We start from the raw sequence: 19,181 nt of genomic DNA, 5'->3' as shown, positions 1-19,181 counted from the left end.
CCGTTTCCAGGGCGGTTGTACGGCAGCGGGCGTCCGTCAGGCCTGGGCTTTGTCCAGGGCCTGGCTGATATCGGCAATCAGGTCGTCCACGTGTTCAATGCCGATGGACAAGCGCACCAGGTCTTCACTCACCCCAGCGCTTTTCAGCTCGTCCGGATTCAACTGGCGATGGGTGGTGGTGGCCGGGTGGCAGGCCAGGGACTTTGCGTCGCCAATGTTCACCAGTCGCAGAATCAGTTCCAGGGCGTCGATAAATTTTGCGCCGGCTTCCCGGCCGCCCTTGATACCAAAGCTCAGGATCCCTGATGCCTTGCCGCCGCAAATCTTGTCGCAGGTTGCCTTGTAGGGGCTGTTGGCCAGTGTGGCGTAGTTGACCCACTCCACCGCCGGGTGTTCCTGCAGGTAATTGGCCACTTTCTCGGCATTCTGGCAGTGGCGCTCCATACGCAGTGCCAGGGTTTCCAGTCCCTGCATGATCAGGAAGGCGTTGAACGGCGCCAGGGCAGCCCCGGTGTTGCGCAGGGGGACCACGCGGCAGCGTCCGATAAAGGCGGCCGGGCCCAGGGCGTCGGTGTAGACCACGCCGTGGTACGAAGGGTCCGGCTCATTGAGCATCGGGAACTTGTCGGCGCTGGCCTTCCAGTCGAACTTGCCGGAATCCACAATCACCCCGGCCACGGTGGTGCCATGCCCGCCAATGTACTTGGTGAGCGAATGAATCACGATGTCGGCCCCGTGATCAAAGGGGCGGCATAGGAAAGGTGTGGCCACGGTGTTATCCACCATCAGTGGAATACCGTGCTTGTGGGCAATCTCCGCCCAACGCTGGATATCCACCACGTTGCCTGCCGGATTGCCGATGGATTCGCAGAACAGGGCGCGGGTGTTTCCGTCGATGGCTTTTTCCACGGCGTCAAAATCGTCGTGGCTAACCATCTTGCACTCAATGCCCTGGTTCGGCAGCGAGTGGGCGAACAGGTTGTAGGTGCCGCCATACAGCTGGCTGGTGCTGACGATGTTGTTGCCCACCTTGCAGATGGTCTGCAGGGCGTAGGTGATGGCCGCCATGCCCGAGGCAACCGCCAATGCGCCCACGCCGCCTTCGAGCTCGGTCATCCGCTCTTCAAGTACGGCGTTGGTGGGGTTCATGATGCGGGTATAGATGTTGCCCTGAACCTTCAGGTCGAACAGGTCGGCCCCGTGCTGGGTGTCGTCGAAAGTGTAGGACGTGGTCTGGTAAATCGGCGTCGTGGCGGCCCGGGTAGTGGGGTCGCTCTTGAAGCCTGCGTGCAGGGCGAGAGTTTCCGGTTTCATGTCAACGATCCTTGCTGGTGGTTTGTTGTTCTGGCGTTCAGGACCGAGAGTATGACACAGACTTTACCGGCTAAGCATCGTGGGGGCATCAGCGTCAGCGGTGACGATTCCGGGCTCGCACGTAGTCGGCTATGGTGGGGTAGAAGAAGATGCCCAGGCAGGCCCAGAACACGCCGATGGACAGCAGGGCGGCCTTGACGCTCGCGCCGGAGAACCCGAGAGCAACGGGCACCAGAATGACGGCCAGAAAAACCGTGAGAGCGTGGCGGGATTTCATAATGTGCACTGCCTTTCATCGCACCGGAGAAAGACTTAATGCTATCCGAATACGGGGCGGGACATTGTCAAAGTTTGTTTAAGTGACGTTGGATTTTTTCAAGGGATTGTCATGAAAGGCGGTGCAGGTTTCCCCGGGCACAAAAAAGCCCGGCGCTTTCGCGACGGGCTTTTCAGAATACTGGTAGCAAGGGGCGGAGTCGAACCGCCGACCCCAGCATTATGAGTGCTGTGCTCTAACCAACTGAGCTACCTTGCCATTTCGTCTCGGGCAACGCCCCAAACGAGGCGCGTATTTTCAGTATTTGGGCCCAGTCTGTCAAGACTTGGGCCTGGTTTTTCCTGAAAAATTACACGTTGAAGCGGAAGTGAATAACGTCGCCGTCCTGGACGATGTAGTCCTTGCCTTCCAGGCGCCACTTGCCGGCGTCCTTGGCGCCGGCTTCGCCATTGAACTGCACGAAATCGTCGTAGCTGACCACTTCGGCACGGATGAAGCCGCGCTCGAAGTCGGTGTGGATGACGCCGGCGGCCTGGGGTGCAGTGGCGCCAATCTTCACGGTCCAGGCGCGCACTTCTTTTACGCCGGCGGTGAAGTAGGTCTGCAGGCCCAGCAGGCTGTAGCCGGCGCGGATCACCCGATCCAGGCCTGGCTCTTCCATACCCATTTCGTCCAGGAACATGGCTTTCTCGTCGTCTTCCAGTTCCGAGATCTCGGCTTCCAGTTTGTTGCAGATGGGCACCACCACGGCGTTTTCGGATTCGGCAATCTTGCGCACGGTGTCCAGGTGCGGGTTGTTCTCGAAGCCGTCTTCGTTGACGTTGGCAATGTACATGGTGGGCTTGACGGTGAGCAGGCACAGCTCCCGGATCAGGGCCATCTGGTCCTTGTCGAGGTTCATGCTACGCACCGGCTTGCCTTCGTTAAGAACCGGCAGCAGCTTCTCGAACATCTCGAGCTGGGCCTTGGCTTCCTTGTCGCCGCTCTTGGCTACGCGCTGCACCCGCTTGATGGCCTTCTCCACGGTTTCCAGGTCGGCCAGGGCCAGCTCGGTGTTGATCACGTCGATGTCCGAGGCCGGATCCACCTTGTTGGCCACGTGGATCACGTTGCCGTCCTCGAAGCAGCGCACCACGTGGGCAATGGCGTCGGTCTGGCGAATATTGGCCAGGAACTGGTTACCCAGGCCTTCACCTTTGGAGGCGCCGGCCACCAGGCCCGCGATGTCCACGAATTCCATGGTGGTAGGCACCACGCGCTGAGGTTTGACGATCTCAGCCAGCTTGTTCAGTCGTGGGTCGGGCATGGCCACCACCCCGGCGTTGGGTTCGATGGTGCAGAAGGGGAAGTTTTCCGCGCCGATGCCGGATTTGGTCAATGCGTTGAACAGGGTGGATTTGCCGACGTTGGGGAGGCCGACGATGCCGCAGTTAAATCCCATGGAATGCCTCTGCTGGTGCTGAAAATTTGCGCGGATTATACCGGTGTGGGGGTGCGTAAGCGAGTAAGGGGAATGTCAGACCCCGGGTTTGAAACTGTGCAGGCGGTTCATGGCAGCCGGGAGTTTGCCATTGGCGGCATCCGGCAGTATGCGCAGGACTTCGTCGATCACGGCGTTGAGTTCTTCAGTTTCCTGTTTGCCCAGGCGGCCAAGCACAAAACCGGTGACTTTCCGGCTATCGCCGGGGTGGCCAATGCCAATGCGCAGCCTCTGGAACTCGTTGGTGCCTAGGTGGGAGATGGCATCGCGCAGGCCGTTGTGTCCGCCGTGGCCGCCGCCTTTCTTGAGCTTGGCGGTACCCGGGGGCAGATCGAGTTCGTCGTGGGCAACCAGAATCTGTTGGGGCTGAATCTTGAAGAAGTCTGCCAGGGCCTTGATGGCCAGGCCGCTGCGATTCATAAAGGTGGTGGGGTTGAGTAGATGCAGGTCCAGGCCCTGCCACTGGATGCGGGCATACAGCCCGTGATACTTCTTTTCCGGACGAAGCGTCTGGCCCGCAGCGCGGGCCAGAGCATCGACGAACAGGGCGCCGGCGTTATGGCGGGTATTCTCGTAGTCAGCTCCGGGGTTTCCCAGGCCCACCACCATGAGGATATCCTGTGCCATCTTCCGCCGCTCCCGTTCGTCCAGGAGTGATTACTCCTTGTCTTCGCCTTCCTCGCCCTCGTCGCCTTCTTCGGCGTCGTCAGCCTTGGCGCCGCGCGGCTTGTGGATGGCCACAACCGGGAGGTCGTGATCCTCACCCTGCAGCAGGGCTGCAACGCGAACACCTTTCGGCAGTTTGAGATCGCTCAGGTGAACTACCTGGTCCATCTCAACGGTGGTCATGTCCACTTCGATGAACTCCGGCAGGTTTTGCGGCAGACAGATCACTTCCACTTCGTTGATCTGGTGGTTCGCAACACCGCCGTGCAGCTTGATGGCCGGCGCACTGTCTTCGTTGATGAAGTGCAGCGGTACATTGACGTGGATCTCGTGGTCCTTGTCAACGCGCAGGAAGTCGGCGTGGGTCAGGATCGGCTTGTACGGGTGACGCTGCAGATCCTTCAGGATCACGCTTTCTTTCTTGCCACCGAGTTCGATGGTCAGAATGTGCGAGAAGAAGGCTTCGTTTTCCAGGGCCTTTTTAAGTTCGTTGTGCCAGATGGCAACCGGTGTTGCGTCTTTTCCGCCACCATAGATGATGGCCGGAATCTTACGCTCCTCACGACGCAGGCGGCGGCTCGCACCTCTCCCCTGATCGTCACGAGGAAATGCTTCAATTACAAAATCCTGAGACATGCTATGTACCTCAATCGGCATCTGGAGGGCCCGCGACCAGGCTGGCTCCGGATGCTGTTCTCGAAAAGCCGGATTTTTCCGGCTGACTAAAAGAGTCGGGAGCCTGTTGAGGCTCCCGACCCGGTAACTGCTTGTTATGCCGAAGTATTAAGGCCGATGGGCCACTCAGGCATTCTCGAACATGGCGCTGATGGACTCTTCATTACTGACGCGGCGAATGGACTCCGCCAGCAGTCCGGCCATTCCGAGGACGCGGATTCTATCACAATTCTTCGCTTTGTCACCCAGTGGAATGGTGTCGCACACCACGAGTTCGTCCAATTGGGAGGCATTGATGTTATCAATGGCCGGGCCGGAGAGGACCGGGTGGGTAATATAGGCAACCACCCGGGCGGCGCCGTGCTCTTTCAGGGCGTTGGCGGCCTTGCACAGAGTGCCGGCGGTATCGATGATGTCATCCACCAGGATACAGGTCTTGTCTTTCACATCGCCGATGATGTGCATGACCTGGGAGACGTTGGCCTTCGGGCGACGCTTGTCGATGATGGCGAGATCGGCGTCGTCGAGGCGTTTGGCCACGGCCCGGGCGCGAACCACGCCGCCCACGTCGGGGGAGACCACCACAAAATTTTCGAAACGCTGCTTGAAGATGTCTTCAAGCATCACCGGCGTGGCGTAGATGTTGTCCACCGGAATGTCGAAGAAACCCTGGATCTGGTCGGCGTGCAGATCAACGGTCAGAACCCGGTCAACGCCGATGCTGGAAATCATGTCTGCGACCACCTTGGCGCTGATGGCAACGCGGGTGGAACGTACCCGGCGGTCCTGGCGGGCATACCCGTAGTAAGGGATAACCGCGGTGACCCGTGTGGCGGAGGCGCGACGAAGCGCGTCGGCCATCACGATCAGTTCCATCAGGTTGTCGTTGGTGGGGTAGCAGGTCGGCTGGATGATGAAGACATCATGGCCGCGGACATTCTCATTGATCTCGACGGTGGTTTCTCCGTCGCTGAAACGGCCTACAGTGGCCTGACCCATGGGAATGTGGAGTTTGCGGGCAATGGCCTGGGCGAGCTCAGGATTAGCGTTGCCTGCGAAGATCATCAGTTTGGACACGACGGCATCCTTCTCAGTATCGGCGTTTGATTCAGAAGAAGCGGGAGAAAGGTGGCTGGGGTGGCAGGATTCGAACCTGCGCATGACGGGATCAAAACCCGTTGCCTTACCACTTGGCGACACCCCAGTATCGTGCTTTTTTGGCATCATTCCAGCTCTGTTAGCTTTTTGTGCAGAGGTGAAATGTTCACCCCTTTAGCTACGAACCCCGTGACGCCGGAGGGTTTGCTTTCCCAGATGATCCGGGCTGCGGATTCTGTCGGGAAACGTCCAAAGATGCAAGCCCCGGTTCCGGTTAATCTTGCAGGTCCGAATTGTGAAAGCCAGTCCAGGCTCTGGTTAACCTCAGGATACAGTTTGCGAACTACATCCTCACAGTCGTTTCGGTACCTCGAGGCGTCTCCCTCAAAAGCGGGCGCTATTTTGATTCTAGGGGTGTTCCTTGTCAACCCTTGCTCGGAAAAAATCTTGCCAGTGTTGATGTTGCACGCGGGCTTGAGAATTACGAACCAGTCCTCCGGTGGATGGGCCTCCGTGAGCTTTTCGCCCACACCCTCTCCGAAGGCGGCATGGCCGCGCACGAACACCGGTACGTCCGCACCCAGGCTAAGGCCGAGGTCGGCCAGCTCGTCCAGATTGAGGCCCAGCTGCCACAGATGATTGAGGCCGAGGAGGGTGGTGGCCGCATTGGAGCTGCCACCGCCCAGGCCGCCGCCCATGGGCAGGCGCTTGCGTACATGGATAGTGACTCCGGTCAGGGGGGCAGAGACTTGCCCCATCAGGGCATGTGCGGCGCGGATAACGAGATTGTCGGTGTCGGGAACGCCGGCAAGGGGTTCCGCCAGCCGCACCCCGGGGCGTTCTGGCGTCAGCGTAAAGCCAAGCTCGTCACCGTAGTCGAGGAACTGGAACAGCGTCTGGAGTTCGTGATAGCCGTCCGGTCGGCGCCCAACAATGTGCAGGAACAGGTTAAGCTTGGCCGGCGAGGGCAGGATCAGATCCGGCATCATGGCGCCTGCTTCTGCCAGTCGCTGATCACCACCCGGACTCTTTTGTCTTCCTTGAGCGCGGTAATCCGGGCCGGCAGCTCTGGATAGTCTGCCAGGAAGGGCTGCCAGCGGTCGTAACGGATCTCCCAGCCGGCCTGGCGGATCATCGCCAGTCGGCCCTGTTCCTCGAACAGGAGCCGGTAGTCGCTGGCCGGGGAGGGCAGGCCGCGAATCCACCAGACGAGGTCGTCCAGGGGCAACTGCCAGCCGGTGGCGGCGGCTACCAGCGCTTCGGGTTCGGACGAGCGGTAGGTTTCGCCATTGGCAAGGGTAAGTTCAATGAATCCGGGCACGCCTCTGAGAGTGGTGCTGCCCATGCCCAGGAAGGAGGAGGACAGGGCCAGGTCGTAGGCCTCGCCGTTCTGGATCCAGTGGTTGATAATCGCCGTGCCGCTGTCCGATGGCTGGCGCACCGCCAGTTTGCCGCTCAGTTCCCAGTGGTCCAGTTGCGCCAGGCGGGCAGACCGGGCCGCCCACTCTGCCGGTGGCTGGTCGGTCATGCCTTCAGGCAGAGGTTCAACCGGGATGCTGGTGCAGGCGCCGAGAATGACGGCCAGCGCCGCGGCCGCCAGTAAGCGGATCAGACTCATTGCAGCTCGCTACCGTTGGTCAGGCGGTCAATGGTCTCCCGCAGGACCTCGTGGCTGCTGTCCTGTTCCAGACCTTCCTGCCAGATTATCCGGGCCTGGTCTTCGGCGCCGCTCATCCAGAGGGCCTCCCCGTAATGGGCCGCCACTTCCGGATCCGGGTAGGCGTCCCAGGCCCGGGCCAGGTAGTCCAGAGCGGCATCCAGTCGACCTTCCAGGAACAGGACCCAGCCCATGCTGTCCAGAATGGCCGGGTTGTCCGGATCCAGTTTGAGGGCCTGTTCGATATACCCCCGGGCTTCCCGGAGCCGGTCAGTGCGCGTGGTCAGGATGTAGCCGAGGGCGTTCAGGGCCACGGCGTTCTGCGGTTCCTGCTCAATGATGCGGCGCAGATCCGCTTCCGCTTCGGCGGTCTGGCCCAGTGTGTCGTAGAGCATGGCGCGGGCGTAACGGATCTCGATGTTGTCCGGGTACTGCTCAAGGGCTTCGGTTGCGGTGGTCAGAGCTTCCTGCTGCTGTTTCTCATCCAACAGCAGGTTCACTTCCAGCAGCCAGAAGTTCTCGGCCTGCCGCGGATTGGCCTCACGCAGTCGGTGAATGCGGTCGATGGCCTGCTCAAGCTGGCCGTTTTCGGCCAGCAAGGCGCTTGCCCGGGCCAGCGCGGGGAAATAGTAGTTGCCTTCCTCCACACTCTGATAATACCCGATAGCCTGTTCGGCATTGCCTGCCTGATCCTCAATGCGCCCCAGGTAATAGTTGGCCTCACTCACGTGATGGCCTTGTTCCAGCAGGCGGGTCAGTTCCTCTCGGGCCAGTTGGGTTTGCCCGTTTTCCAGGGCCACCAGGGCGTGAGAGAGGCGCAGGCCCGGGATATCCGGGTAGCGTGTTACCAGTCGGGCGAACTCGTCCTGTGCCGCCTGCAACTCGCCCTCGTTGATCAACATGCGGCCATACAGAGTGCCCATCTGCCGGTTGGCAGGAAACCGCCGGGTATTGGTGAGCAGGTAATCGAGGGCTTCATCCTCGCGTCCGGTTTGATAAAGCAGATCCCCCTTGAGGATGATGCCGGGCTGGAAATTGCGGTTCTCCTCAAGCAGGGGGGTCAGTTGCTCAAGGGCCTTCTGGGGCTGGCCGGTTACTTTCAGCAGAAGGGCGATGCTGTATTCGAGTTCCGGCGTATCGGGGTGCCGGCCCGCCATCTCTTTATAGAGCGACAGCAGTTCCCGCTGGTTTTCCTCGGGCAGGTTGCTGGCCATGGCGGCGAGGCTGTCGAAATCCGCATCACCGCCCTGGTTCATGATCTGTTCCATGTGGTGCATGGCAGTCTGGAGGTCACTGCCCTTGACGGCCTGGATGGCGGAAATGCGGTGGGCCTGCAGGTTGTCCGGATCCACCTCAAGCCAAAGTTCCGCCAGTTGCTTCTGGGCGTTGTCCCCGTTGAGTGATTGGGCAATGCGCATTGCCCGTTCAATAACGCCCAGGTCCCGGGACTGCTTGGCGGCATTGAGATAGTTCACCAGGGTAATGTCGAAGCGGCCCCGCTGTGCCGCAATTTCGGCCGAGAGCAACAGGTAGAGGGTTTCCGGCTCGAAGTCGGCGTATTCAATGGGCGCCGTCGGCTTGCTCTGCGTGGCCTGGGCGCTCGTCGGTTCCGGGGTGGGCGGCTCATCGGTGCCGTTCAGGCTTGCACATCCCGCCAGGGTCAGGCCAAAAAGGGAGGTGAGGAACAAGGGTACGGATTTATGCATGCAACTTCCCATGATCTGTCGAAAAAACGCGTCAGAATAGCCGCCCCACCTGTGGAACCGGGATAGATAAGGTTCGGGCTCAGGCCGAGCCCCTATAATGGCATAAGCGTTTGATCTTGCCCAACCTGTCCGCACTTGCCGAAGCGTCCGTGCTTTCAGGTGGCAGCAAGGCCTTCTGATCGTTAAAATGTCAGGCATTGTGAAGGTTCTGACATCTTTCCGGTAAAAGGTCGTACATCCCGCCCATGGCACTTCTAACGCTTGGCATCAATCATCGCACCGCCCCCGTTGAGCTTCGGGAGCGGGTGGCGTTTACGCCCGAGCGCATGGCCGAGGCGTTTGCCGAGCTGCGCGCTACCTCCGGTGCCAGCGAGGCGGCCATTCTGTCCACCTGCAACCGGACCGAACTTTACCTGGCGGGCGATGATGACTGCGCGCCAATGGTGCTGCGGTGGCTGGCGGGCTTCCATGGTCTTGAAGCGGCCGAGCTTGAGGAAGCTCTCTACATGCACCGGGATGGCGATGCCGTGAGGCACATGATGCGGGTGGCAGCTGGGCTGGATTCCATGGTGCTGGGCGAGCCCCAGATCCTGGGGCAACTGAAAGATGCCTATGCCCTGGCGCGCGAGCACGGGGCCAGTGGCTCCTTCCTGTCACGTCTGTTTGAACATACCTTTTCGGTAGCCAAGCGGGTGCGGACCCAGACGGCCATCGGCGAAAATCCGGTGTCGGTTGCCTACGCCGCGGTGAGTATGGCGCACCACATTTTTGCCGACATGTCCCGCAACAAGGCCCTGCTCATTGGTGCCGGTAAAACCATCGAGTTGGTGGCTCGCCATCTGGCCGATGCCGGCGTCCGAGATTTCCTGGTGGCCAACCGTACCCTTGAGCGTGCTCAGGCACTGGCGGAGTCACGCGGCGGCAAAGGCATCGTGCTGTCCGAAATCCCGGAGCACCTGCCAGATGTGGATATCATCATCTCCTCCACCGCCAGCCCTCTGCCAATCCTGGGCAAGGGCGCCGTCGAGCGTGCCTTGAAGCGACGCAAGCACCGGCCCTATTTCATGGTGGACATTGCAGTACCCCGGGATATCGAGCCCGAAGTGGGCTCCCTGGCCGATGTTTACCTGTACACCGTGGACGACCTGCGCCAGGTGATTGAAGAGAACATCCGTTCCCGTGAGGGTGCGGCCCGGGAAGCCGAAAACCTGGTTGCTGCAGGGGTTCAGGATTTCCTTAACCAGCTCCGGGCCCTGGACGCCGTTTCCACTCTCAAGCAGTTCCGGCAGCGTGCAGAACTGCTGCGCGATAACGAAACCGACAAAGCCCTTCGCGCTCTGCGTAATGGCGGTGACCCAGAAACCGTGCTACGCAGTCTGGCGCGGGGCCTGACCAACAAGCTTCTGCATGAACCCTCGGTTCAGGTTCGCAAGGCCACAACCGAAGGTCGAACCGAGGTGACAGAGTGGCTGCGTGAATTGCACCAGCTGGATGCACTGGACGCGGACGCGACGACCACTCCGGAAAAACTATGAAGCCATCGATCCAATCCCGCCTCGAGCAACTGACAGACCGCTTCGAGGAAGTCAGCGCTTTGCTCAGCGATTCTTCCATTATTGCCCAGCAGGACAAGTTCCGGGAGCTTTCCCGGGAATTTGCCGAGATCGAGCCCATCGTGCAGTGTTTCGAGGCCTGGCGCAGCTCGCTAAGCGACATTGAGGCGGCACGGGAGCTGGCTAAAGATGGCGACGCCGAGATGCGCGAGATGGCCGAGGAGGAGTTGGCCCTGTCCCGGCAGAAGAGCGAGGAGCTGGATGAGGAACTCCAGCGCCTGATGCTGCCGAAGGACCCGAACGACAGCAAGAACGTGTTTCTGGAGATCCGCGCGGGAACGGGGGGCGATGAGGCCGCAATTTTCGCGGGGGACCTGTTTCGCATGTACTGTCGTTATGCCGAGCGCCGACGCTGGCAGGTGGAAGTGCTGAGCGAAAGTGAAGGCGAGCACGGTGGCTATAAGGAACTCATCGCCCGGGTGGCCGGCGACGGCGTGTATGGCACTCTCAAGTTCGAGTCTGGCGCCCACCGCGTGCAGCGAGTGCCTGAAACCGAATCCCAGGGCCGGATTCATACCTCCGCCTGCACGGTGGCGGTGATGCCGGAAGCGGACGAGGCCGAGGCCATCGAGATCAACAAAGCCGACCTGCGAGTGGACACGTTCCGGGCCTCCGGGGCCGGCGGTCAGCACGTTAACAAGACCGATTCCGCCATTCGTATCACCCACCTGCCCACGGGCCTTGTGGTGGAGTGCCAGGAAGAACGCTCCCAGCACAAGAACCGGGCCAAGGCCATGAGCCTCCTGGCGTCCCGGCTGCAGAACGCCGAGACCGAGCGCCAGCAGAAATCCATGGCTGAGACCCGTAAGAGTCTGGTCGGCAGTGGCGACCGTTCCGAGCGGATCCGCACCTACAATTTCCCGCAGGGCCGGGTGACCGATCACCGCATCAATCTCACGCTCTACAAGCTGGATGAGGTGATCGCTGGCGATCTGGATGCGGTGGTGGTGCCTCTGCAGCAGGAGCACCAGGCCGAGTTGCTGGCCTCGCTTGCCGATGGCCAGTGAATCCTCACTGACCTGCGAAGCCCTCCTGCACGCCGCCTCTGTAAAGATTGGTGGGGAATCGCCGAGGCTGGATGCCGAGCTTCTGCTCAGTCATGTCACCGGCTTGAGCCGGACGCGCTTCCGGGCCTGGCCGGAGCAGTCAATTCCGGCTGATCAGGCGGAGGCGTTCGAGGCTCTGGTTCGGGAGCGGCAGTCTGGCCGCCCGGTCGCACACCTGCTGGGGCACCAGGAATTCTGGTCGCTGCCCCTGAAAGTCTCGGCCTCGACGCTGATTCCCCGACCCGACACGGAATGCCTGGTGGAAGCCGCCCTCGCACTGCCGTTGCCCGAGGATGCCCGGGTTGTGGATCTGGGCACCGGCACCGGTGCCATTGCCCTGGCCCTGGCCAGTGAGCGCCCGGGTTGGCAGATTACCGCCAGCGATGCGGTCGCCGCGGCGGTGGACCTGGCCCGGGAGAATGCTCGGGATTTGGAGTTGTCTGTCACCGTGGTTGAAAGTACCTGGTTTTCCGGGCTGCAACCGCAGCGATTTGATCTGATTGTCTCCAATCCCCCCTATATACCGGAGCAGGATGAACATCTGGCCCTCGGCGATGTGCGCTACGAGCCTGCCTCTGCCCTGGTCTCGGGCCCCGATGGCCTGGATGACCTGAAAATGATCGTGGAGCAGGCGCCGGACTGGCTGGTTGAAGGCGGCTGGCTGTTGGTGGAGCATGGTTATGATCAGGCAGAATCCGTGGCGGCCCTGTTTCGGGAACGAGGCTTTTCCAGTATCCGTGGAATGCAGGATTATGGTGGTCGGGACCGGCTGACCCTCGGCCAGTGGTTGGCGTCAGCGGATTGAAACGGCCCAGGCCGGGTAGGGAGATGTGAATGCTTAGTGACGAAGAATTATTGCGCTACAGTCGGCAGATCCTGATGCCCAGGTTCGACATTGCCGGCCAGGAAACCCTGAAGTCTGCCCGGGTGCTGGTGCTTGGTGCCGGCGGCCTGGGTTGCCCAGTGGCGCTCTACCTGGGTGCCGCCGGCGTGGGTAACCTCACGCTGGTGGACGACGACACGGTGGAGCTGGCCAACCTGCAGCGTCAGATCGGTTTTGACCAGGGCCACTTGGGCGAATCCAAGGCGCAAAGCCTGGCCGAGCGGGTGCTCCGGATCAATCCGCTGGTGTCGGTGACCGCCGTGAATGAGCGCCTGGAGGGCGACGCCCTGGCCCGTCGGGTGGAGGAGGCGAGTCTGGTGGTGGATTGCACCGATAACTTCAACACCCGGTTTGCCCTGAATCGCGCCTGCGTGGCGGCAAAGGTGCCGCTGGTGTCCGGCGCCGCCATTCGCGGGGAAGGCCAGCTCTCGGTTTACGACAGCCGGCGCGAGGACAGCCCCTGCTACCACTGTCTGTACCCGGAGCAGGGTAATGAGGATCTGACCTGTTCCGAGGCCGGGGTGATTGCGCCCCTGGTGGGGATGATCGGCGCGGCCCAGGCGATGGAGGCCATCAAGGTGATTTCCGGGGTGGGCGAGCCATTGATCGGGCGGTTGCTGATTCTGGATGCCTGGCAGATGCAGTGGCGGGAGATGAAGCTGGCTCGGGATCCTTCTTGTCCGGTTTGTTCTGGTTGAACTCGGTGCAGCCGGATTTGGAGTAGGGCGGTCTTGGCGGAGAGCTTGCCAAAACACGCCGTGAATACATCCCTGTAGGCTCCGCTCCGCCCTCTGTCGCTAATGCTCCTGCGTCGCGCCAGAGGTCCTGGGCAAGCCGTCCCTGGCTTGCCCGTGAAGTGCTGCGCACTCCACCCATGGCTCCGCAGGGTTTTGGCAAGCTCTCCGCAAGCTTATGAGTCAGCTGTTTTCGCCGGCTCCAATTTGTTTCAGTTTTTCAGCTCCTGAAACCTCGCGATGGCCTCTTTCCTCGTCTCTTTGAGATCCACGACCTGCCTTGGATACCCCTTCGGAATCACACCGCCTTTCGCTCCGGGATCATGAATCCGTTTACTGTCCAGCTTGGCCAGTTCCGGAACCCATTCCCGGATAAAGTCGCCGTTCGGGTCAAAACGCTGGCTCTGGGTGACCGGGTTGAACACCCGGAAGTAGGGTGCGGCGTCGGTGCCAGTGGAGGCGCTCCATTGCCAGCCGCCGTTGTTGGAGGCCAGGAAGCCGTCAATCAGGTTGGACATGAACCAGGCCTCGCCCAGGCGCCAGTCGATGAACAGGTTCTTGGTCAGGTACATGGCGGTGATCATGCGCAGGCGGTTGTGCATCCAGCCGGTTTCCCGGAGCTGGCGCATGGCGGCGTCGACGATGGGTACGCCGGTGTTACCGGTTTTCCAGGCTTCGAAGTGCTCGCTGGGGGTGTTCCAGCGCAGGTCTTCGGTTTCGGGTTTGAAGGCGCGGTGCATACTCACCCGCGGGTAGTGGTAAAGAATGTGCACGTAGAAGTCGCGCCAGGCGATTTCGTTGATCCAGGTGCTCAGGCCCTGCTGGTTGCCGCCCGCACCCTGCGCCTGTCTGGCGGCGATCAGGCACTGGCGCCCGGAAAGCACGCCGTTGGCCAGGTAAGGGGAGAGCTGGCTGGTGCCATCAACAGCCGGAAAGTCGCGCTGATCCTTGTAGGCGCCGGCCCGGTGTTCGAGGAATTGTTCCAGCTGGTTGTGGGCGGCGTCTTCACCGGTGGCTACCAGAGGCTTCGGGGCATCGCGGAAGGCCTCGGGTATGGCATCGATGCGCTCCGGTTTCAGGCGGTCGCCCCGGGAGGTCGGGGCTGGAAACAGGCCTGGCTGGGTCTCGTCTATCCAGCTGCGCCAGCGTCTCGAGAAGGGTGTGAATACGGAATAGGGCTCGTTCTGCTGGGTGAGGATCTCGCCCACGGGGGCCACGGTCTGGTCCCGGTATTTGCGCACGGCGATGCCAAGGTCGTCGAGCCGGGCTTTGATGGTTTTGTCCCGTTTCCGCTCGTTAACGCCGTATTCCTCGTTGAAGTGCAGGGTACGGATGCCCTCTTTCGCGCAGTGGTCTGCCAGGGCATTGATGCTGTCGCTGAAACGCCGGGCGTGGATAAAGGAGAGAGGGATGCCCAGTTCCGCCAGCCGTTCGGCCAGGGCGTTGGCGTGCGCGATCACGAACTGCACCCGGGCCGGCGACCAGTCGTGTTCCTGCCACTGCTCCGGGGTGAGGATAAAGCAGGCCGCCACCCTGTCGTCACTCTCACAGGCGGCCGTGAGTGCCGGGTTGTCGGCAAGGCGCAGATCGTTTCGGAACCAGACCAGTTGTGTCATCCGTTGTCCATTCCCGTCAAAGTGGTCGTTGTAGGGGTAAATACAGCCCGGTGCTTCAATAAAATCACTGACTTGGATATTCGCCCGGGGTAGAGGATTGGATTATAGTGAAGGCACTTTCCAGTCAAGAATACGCGAGTGAAGAACCCCATCAGTCAGCCGGTCAAATTCTAGGAGTCTGGTTCGGAACATGGAGAACACTACCGAGGGCCGTCGAGACGGCGTGTGGGCCCAGCCGTATTCCCTGGCTTCCGGGCAGACCCAGTACCACCAGTTGGGTCATATCCGGCTGTGGGTCACGATGCTGGATCTCGAGTGGCAGATAAGGTCTGAGACTCTCGAACTCGACACCGATCCGGTGGGTTGGACAGAAACCATTGGCCATACCCTGCCGTCGGCATCGGTTCCGCTACAGCGATTCATCCGGCAAAACCCGTCGTCGACGGTCACCTTCGTACCCGCTCTGGCCAAGCTGCCCACGGTTATCCGGCCGTTTCAGCCGCTCACCATTCCGGCCGGCGGTCGCTGCACCATTTATGTAGGCACGCTGGTCTGGATGAAAGTCTGTGTCGGTGAGCGACAAACGGTACTGACGGAAATCCCACTGGCAACGCCGTCACTCACCTGGGTGGGGCGCAACACCATGGAGGGCGAGCTGTGTTACGCGTCGGCCAGCGTTGCCCGATTGGTGCTGGAGGCCGTGCCCAAACGCCCATGGCGGGCCGTGACACCGGTGACCCTGATCAACAGTCGGGACGAGCCGCTGCTGCTGGAGCGGTTCAGTCTGCCCACGCCGTTGCTGTCACTGCACCTCAATGAGCGGGGCCAGCTGTGGACGCCGGGTGTGACGGTAGAGGTGGAAACGGAGCTGAATTCCGCCAGTCTGCATGTGGAACAGAGCCTGCTCGCGGCTGCAGGCCCCTGCCGGCACGTGGCGGATGCCCGTGAAAAAGTAGCCCGGGGCCGTCTGGTTCGGGCGTTCGACCGAATGTTTGGCTGAACTGGATTTTGATGGAGTTGTTACCGTGTTAGAGACAATCGAGGCCGGCGTGATGAGGGTGTTTACCGATATCGCCTGGGGCCAGTGGATCAGTTCGGCATTTCTGCTGGTGCTCGGTATTTTCCTGGCGACCCTGGCCGCCCGCAGTGTCACCCGGTTCATGGCAGAGCGCTCCACCCGCCACCATACGGTGATGGTTCGGCGGTTCGTGTTCTATCTCATCATCATCCTGTTTTTCGTTGCGGCATTGCGCGAGGCCGGTTTCTCCCTGGATGTGGTACTGGGCGCTGCCGGTATTCTCACCGTGGCCATTGGTTTTGCCTCCCAGACCTCGGCCTCGAACATGATCAGTGGCCTGTTCCTGCTGGTGGAAAAACCCTTCGAGATCGGTGACTTCATTGAAGTGGAAGCCACCATGGGTGAGGTGGTGGGCATCGACATGCTCAGTGTGAAACTGCGAACCTCCGATAACCTCTACGTGCGCATTCCCAACGAGACGCTGATCAAGACCCGTGTGGTGAACCGGTCCCGGTTTCCCATCCGCCGGCTCGACCTGACCGTGGGAATTGCCTACGCTGAAGATGTGGAACGAGTTGAGGCGCTGCTGCTGGAGCTGGCGGAAAAGGACCCCAACTGCCTGGAGGAGCCCAAGCCTTTTACCCTGGTGACCGCCTTCGGGCCTTCGTCCGTGGATCTCCAGTTTTCCTTCTGGGTGCCCAAAGACCGGGTTCTTGAGGGGCGCAGCGGGATGATGGTCGCCATCAAGAAAACCCTGGACCAGGAGGGCATCGAGATTCCGTTCCCCCACACCAGCGTTTATGCCGGCAGTCATTCGGAGCCCTTCCGCATTCAGTTGATGGGCGCGGACGGGGCGCCGGCAACAGTGCCTGAAACAGGAAATGATAAGGATCGCCCGGATGTCGACAAAAACCACTGAAACAGCCACGCCGCCGTTGAAGACGATCAGGCCAAAGCCTGCCGAGAACAAGGTTGACCTGGGGTGGCGTGAGTGGGTGGCTTTGCCGGATCTGGACATCGGCCGGATCAAGGCCAAGATTGACACCGGGGCACGCACCTCGTGTCTGCATACCTTTCGGGTGGAACCCTACACGGAAAAAGGCGAACGCCGCGTCCGATTCTGGGTGCATCCGGTCCAGAACGACCTGCATCAGGTGGTGGAATGCGACGCCCGGGTCCTGGACGAACGTAACGTTTCCGATTCCGGTGGGCACAAGGAAATGCGCGTGGTGATTGAAACCACGCTGGTGATCGCTGGCCAGAGCTGGCCCATCGAAATGACATTGACCAACCGCGATTCCATGCGGTTCCGGATGCTGCTCGGTCGAACCGCCATGGCGGGACGTGCGGTGGTCTATCCTGAAGCTTCCTATCTTGCCGGTGAACCGGCCCTAAGGACTGATAAATGAAAATTGCGGTACTGTCGCGAAACCGCCATCTCTACTCCACCCGTCGTCTGGTGGAAGAAGGCATCAATCGTGGCCATGAGGTGAAGGTAATCGACTGCCTTCACTGCTCTATGAACATCACCTCTGCCAACCCCCAGATCCACTATCACGAGGAGGTTCTGGAGGACTTTGACGTGGTGATCCCCCGGATCGGCGCTTCGGTCACCTTCTACGGTACCGCCGTATTGCGCCAGTTCGAGATGATGGGGGTGTTTCCAGTGAACGAATCGGTTGCCATCAGCCGCTCCCGGGACAAGCTGCGCTCGCTTCAGCTGCTGGCGCGTAAGGGCGTCGGCATGCCGATTACCGGATTTGCCAACAAGCCGGACAACGTACCCGAGCTGCTGAAGATGGTCGGCGGTGCGCCGGTGGTGATCAAGCTGCTTCAGGGCACCCAGGGTATCGGTGTGGTGCTGGCGGAAACCCGCAAGGCTGCCGAGAGTGTGATTGAAGCGTTCATGGGCCTGAAGGCCGACATTCTGGTGCAGGAGTTCATCAAGGAAGCCGGCGGCGCCGATATCCGCTGCTTCGTGATTGGCGACAAGGTGATTGCCGCCATGAAGCGCCAGGGCGCCGAAGGCGAATTCCGCTCCAATTTGCACCGGGGCGGCACCGCCTCGCTGGTTCGCATTACGCCGGAGGAGCGCCGTACTGCCATCAAGGCTGCCAAGGCCATGGGCCTTAATGTGGCCGGCGTTGACCTGCTGCGTTCGAGCCGTGGACCGCTGGTGATGGAGGTGAATTCCTCGCCGGGCCTGGAAGGCATCGAGAACGCCACTGGCAAGAACGTCGCTGGCATGATCATCAACTGGACCGAGAAAAACCAGAAACCCTGGAAAACCGGTACCAAGGGCGGGAGAGGCTGAGCCATGGCCCGAGCGCCCTTCGAGATTGCCGGCAGCCAGATCAAGGCGGGCACTCGCCAGACCGTGGAAGTGCCGGTGGCCAAACTCTACACCCACACCCCCCTGCACATTCCGGTGGAAGTGGTCCACGGCCGCCGGGACGGGCCGGTGCTGATGGTGTGCGGCGCCATCCACGGCGACGAGATCAACGGCGTGGAGATTGTGCGCCGGGTGTTGACCAATTCTGCCCTGAGGCACCTGCGCGGCACCCTGGTGGCGGTGCCCATCGTCAATATTTTCGGCTTTGTACAGCGTACGCGGTACCTGCCCGACCGGCGCGACCTGAACCGCTGTTTCCCGGGCAGTGAAACCGGCTCCCTGGGTGGGCGAATTGCCTACCTGCTGAGAAGCCAGATCATGGAGAAGGTCACCCACATCATCGACCTGCACACCGGCGCGGTGCATCGGTTCAACCTGCCGCAAATCCGGGCCGAGCTCAAGAATCCGGAAACCGTGCGTATGGCCGAGGCCTTCGGGGCGCCCATCATCATCAACTCGGGTCTGCGTGAAGGCAGTTTGCGGGCCTACGCCGACTCCCAGGACATACCGGTAATCACTTTCGAGGGCGGCGAGGCGCTGCGGTTCGACGACGTAGTGATCAGCAGCGGCGTGAAAGGCGTTATCCGTGTGATGCGGGAACTGGCCATGGTGCCCCCGAAAAAGGGGCCCAAGGCCCCGAGAAAGCGCTCGGAAACCGCCGCCAACTCCCTGTGGGCGAGGGCGGATATCGACGGCATCATGCGTCCGGTGGCCCGCCTGGGCCAGAAGGTGCGCAAGGGCCAGCGCCTGGCCATGGTGGCCGACCCGTTTGGTGAGTCGGAGATTGCCGTGGTGTCGCCCTGCTCGGGCATTGTGATCTGCGTGAACAATCTCCCGCTGGTGAACGAGGGGGAGGCCATTTACCACGTGGCCCGCTTTGACGAGCTCAGCGAGGCCGAGAAGGCCATGGAGTATTTCCGCAGCAGTTACGAGGGCGATATGGGCGATGCGGTGGTGCCCGTTCACCCCTGGGACGACAGGCAGAAATAGCCGGCATGGGCGCCTG

19 protein-coding genes and 2 tRNA genes are annotated in these 19,181 nt (G+C 61.1%); 9 read left to right on the top strand and 12 right to left on the bottom strand.

The window, feature by feature from the left end; translation table 11 throughout:
* Window positions 1–36 precede the first annotated feature (36 nt).
* From BM344_RS14310 to BM344_RS14260, 11 genes are all read right to left on the bottom strand, one after another.
* Window positions 37–1,314: an O-acetylhomoserine aminocarboxypropyltransferase/cysteine synthase family protein gene (locus BM344_RS14310; RefSeq protein WP_091991683.1), complete on the bottom strand. Its 1,278-nt coding sequence runs from the start codon at window positions 1,312–1,314 to the stop codon at window positions 37–39.
* A gap of 94 nt (window positions 1,315–1,408) precedes the next feature.
* Window positions 1,409–1,591: a hypothetical protein gene (locus BM344_RS14305; protein WP_228143651.1), complete on the bottom strand. Its 183-nt coding sequence runs from the start codon at window positions 1,589–1,591 to the stop codon at window positions 1,409–1,411.
* 181 nt (window positions 1,592–1,772) lie between these two features.
* A tRNA-Met gene (locus BM344_RS14300) sits at window positions 1,773–1,849 on the bottom strand.
* Window positions 1,850–1,940: 91 nt separating this feature from the next.
* Window positions 1,941–3,032, bottom strand: a complete 1,092-nt coding sequence (ychF, locus tag BM344_RS14295; RefSeq protein WP_091991681.1) for a redox-regulated ATPase YchF — start codon at window positions 3,030–3,032, stop codon at window positions 1,941–1,943.
* A 75-nt stretch (window positions 3,033–3,107) separates the two neighbouring features.
* Window positions 3,108–3,698, bottom strand: coding sequence for an aminoacyl-tRNA hydrolase (gene pth / locus BM344_RS14290; protein ID WP_091991679.1), 591 nt, complete (start codon window positions 3,696–3,698; stop codon window positions 3,108–3,110).
* Between the two features lie 30 nt (window positions 3,699–3,728).
* Window positions 3,729–4,373 (bottom strand): 50S ribosomal protein L25/general stress protein Ctc, encoded by a 645-nt coding sequence (locus BM344_RS14285; protein ID WP_091991910.1) that lies wholly within the window; start codon window positions 4,371–4,373, stop codon window positions 3,729–3,731.
* A gap of 165 nt (window positions 4,374–4,538) precedes the next feature.
* On the bottom strand, window positions 4,539–5,489 hold the full coding sequence (locus tag BM344_RS14280; protein ID WP_091991677.1) for a ribose-phosphate diphosphokinase: 951 nt from the start codon (window positions 5,487–5,489) through the stop codon (window positions 4,539–4,541).
* Window positions 5,490–5,541: 52 nt separating this feature from the next.
* Window positions 5,542–5,616 (bottom strand) — tRNA-Gln (locus tag BM344_RS14275).
* Window positions 5,617–5,635: 19 nt separating this feature from the next.
* A complete protein-coding gene (ispE, locus tag BM344_RS14270; protein ID WP_091991675.1) occupies window positions 5,636–6,499 on the bottom strand; it encodes a 4-(cytidine 5'-diphospho)-2-C-methyl-D-erythritol kinase in 864 nt (287 codons plus the stop codon).
* Window positions 6,496–7,128, bottom strand: coding sequence for a lipoprotein insertase outer membrane protein LolB (gene lolB, locus BM344_RS14265; RefSeq protein WP_091991673.1), 633 nt, complete (start codon window positions 7,126–7,128; stop codon window positions 6,496–6,498). Before lolB ends, ispE begins: the two co-directional genes overlap by 4 nt.
* Window positions 7,125–8,873 carry a tetratricopeptide repeat protein gene (locus BM344_RS14260; RefSeq protein ID WP_091991671.1) on the bottom strand — a complete coding sequence of 583 codons (1,749 nt, stop codon included), beginning with the start codon at window positions 8,871–8,873 and terminating at the stop codon, window positions 7,125–7,127. The genes lolB and BM344_RS14260 overlap by 4 nt, the downstream gene beginning before the upstream one ends.
* 245 nt (window positions 8,874–9,118) lie before the next feature.
* Here BM344_RS14260 and hemA point away from each other — a divergent pair, with 245 nt between their 5' ends.
* Genes hemA through BM344_RS14240 form a run of 4 tightly spaced genes read left to right on the top strand, consistent with a single transcriptional unit; the run spans window position 9,119 to window position 13,113 of the window.
* Window positions 9,119–10,408, top strand: coding sequence for a glutamyl-tRNA reductase (gene hemA / locus BM344_RS14255; protein WP_091991669.1), 1,290 nt, complete (start codon window positions 9,119–9,121; stop codon window positions 10,406–10,408).
* The gene (gene prfA / locus BM344_RS14250; protein WP_091991668.1) at window positions 10,405–11,493 is read left to right on the top strand and encodes a peptide chain release factor 1; all 1,089 of its coding nucleotides are present in this window, start codon (window positions 10,405–10,407) and stop codon (window positions 11,491–11,493) included. The genes hemA and prfA overlap by 4 nt, the downstream gene beginning before the upstream one ends.
* Entirely contained in the window at window positions 11,483–12,337 is an 855-nt protein-coding gene (prmC, locus tag BM344_RS14245; RefSeq protein ID WP_091991666.1) for a peptide chain release factor N(5)-glutamine methyltransferase, read from the top strand. The genes prfA and prmC overlap by 11 nt, the downstream gene beginning before the upstream one ends.
* 29 nt (window positions 12,338–12,366) lie before the next feature.
* Window positions 12,367–13,113 carry a molybdopterin-synthase adenylyltransferase MoeB gene (locus BM344_RS14240; RefSeq protein WP_091991664.1) on the top strand — a complete coding sequence of 249 codons (747 nt, stop codon included), beginning with the start codon at window positions 12,367–12,369 and terminating at the stop codon, window positions 13,111–13,113.
* A 248-nt stretch (window positions 13,114–13,361) separates the two neighbouring features.
* Here BM344_RS14240 and phrB read toward each other — a convergent pair whose 3' ends face one another.
* On the bottom strand, window positions 13,362–14,765 hold the full coding sequence (gene phrB / locus BM344_RS14235) for a deoxyribodipyrimidine photo-lyase (protein WP_091991662.1): 1,404 nt from the start codon (window positions 14,763–14,765) through the stop codon (window positions 13,362–13,364).
* A 190-nt stretch (window positions 14,766–14,955) separates the two neighbouring features.
* Here phrB and BM344_RS14230 point away from each other — a divergent pair, with 190 nt between their 5' ends.
* From BM344_RS14230 to BM344_RS14210, 5 genes are read left to right on the top strand one after another with little or no spacing between them, the layout of a single operon-like run.
* The gene (locus BM344_RS14230; protein ID WP_091991660.1) at window positions 14,956–15,765 is read left to right on the top strand and encodes a hypothetical protein; all 810 of its coding nucleotides are present in this window, start codon (window positions 14,956–14,958) and stop codon (window positions 15,763–15,765) included.
* A 52-nt stretch (window positions 15,766–15,817) separates the two neighbouring features.
* The gene (locus BM344_RS14225) at window positions 15,818–16,702 is read left to right on the top strand and encodes a mechanosensitive ion channel family protein (protein WP_091991908.1); all 885 of its coding nucleotides are present in this window, start codon (window positions 15,818–15,820) and stop codon (window positions 16,700–16,702) included.
* Window positions 16,683–17,192 (top strand): ATP-dependent zinc protease family protein, encoded by a 510-nt coding sequence (locus BM344_RS14220; RefSeq protein WP_091991658.1) that lies wholly within the window; start codon window positions 16,683–16,685, stop codon window positions 17,190–17,192. Before BM344_RS14225 ends, BM344_RS14220 begins: the two co-directional genes overlap by 20 nt.
* Window positions 17,189–18,097: a 30S ribosomal protein S6--L-glutamate ligase gene (gene rimK / locus BM344_RS14215; RefSeq protein WP_091991656.1), complete on the top strand. Its 909-nt coding sequence runs from the start codon at window positions 17,189–17,191 to the stop codon at window positions 18,095–18,097. The genes BM344_RS14220 and rimK overlap by 4 nt, the downstream gene beginning before the upstream one ends.
* A gap of 3 nt (window positions 18,098–18,100) precedes the next feature.
* Entirely contained in the window at window positions 18,101–19,165 is a 1,065-nt protein-coding gene (locus tag BM344_RS14210; protein WP_091991654.1) for a succinylglutamate desuccinylase/aspartoacylase family protein, read from the top strand.
* Window positions 19,166–19,181: the final 16 nt, after the last annotated feature.

Origin of the sequence: Marinobacter gudaonensis (assembly GCF_900115175.1) — a bacterium.
GTDB lineage: Bacteria > Pseudomonadota > Gammaproteobacteria > Pseudomonadales > Oleiphilaceae > Marinobacter > Marinobacter gudaonensis.
Note: the sequence above shows the minus strand (reverse complement) of the source record. Positions and strands in the feature narration are given on the sequence as shown.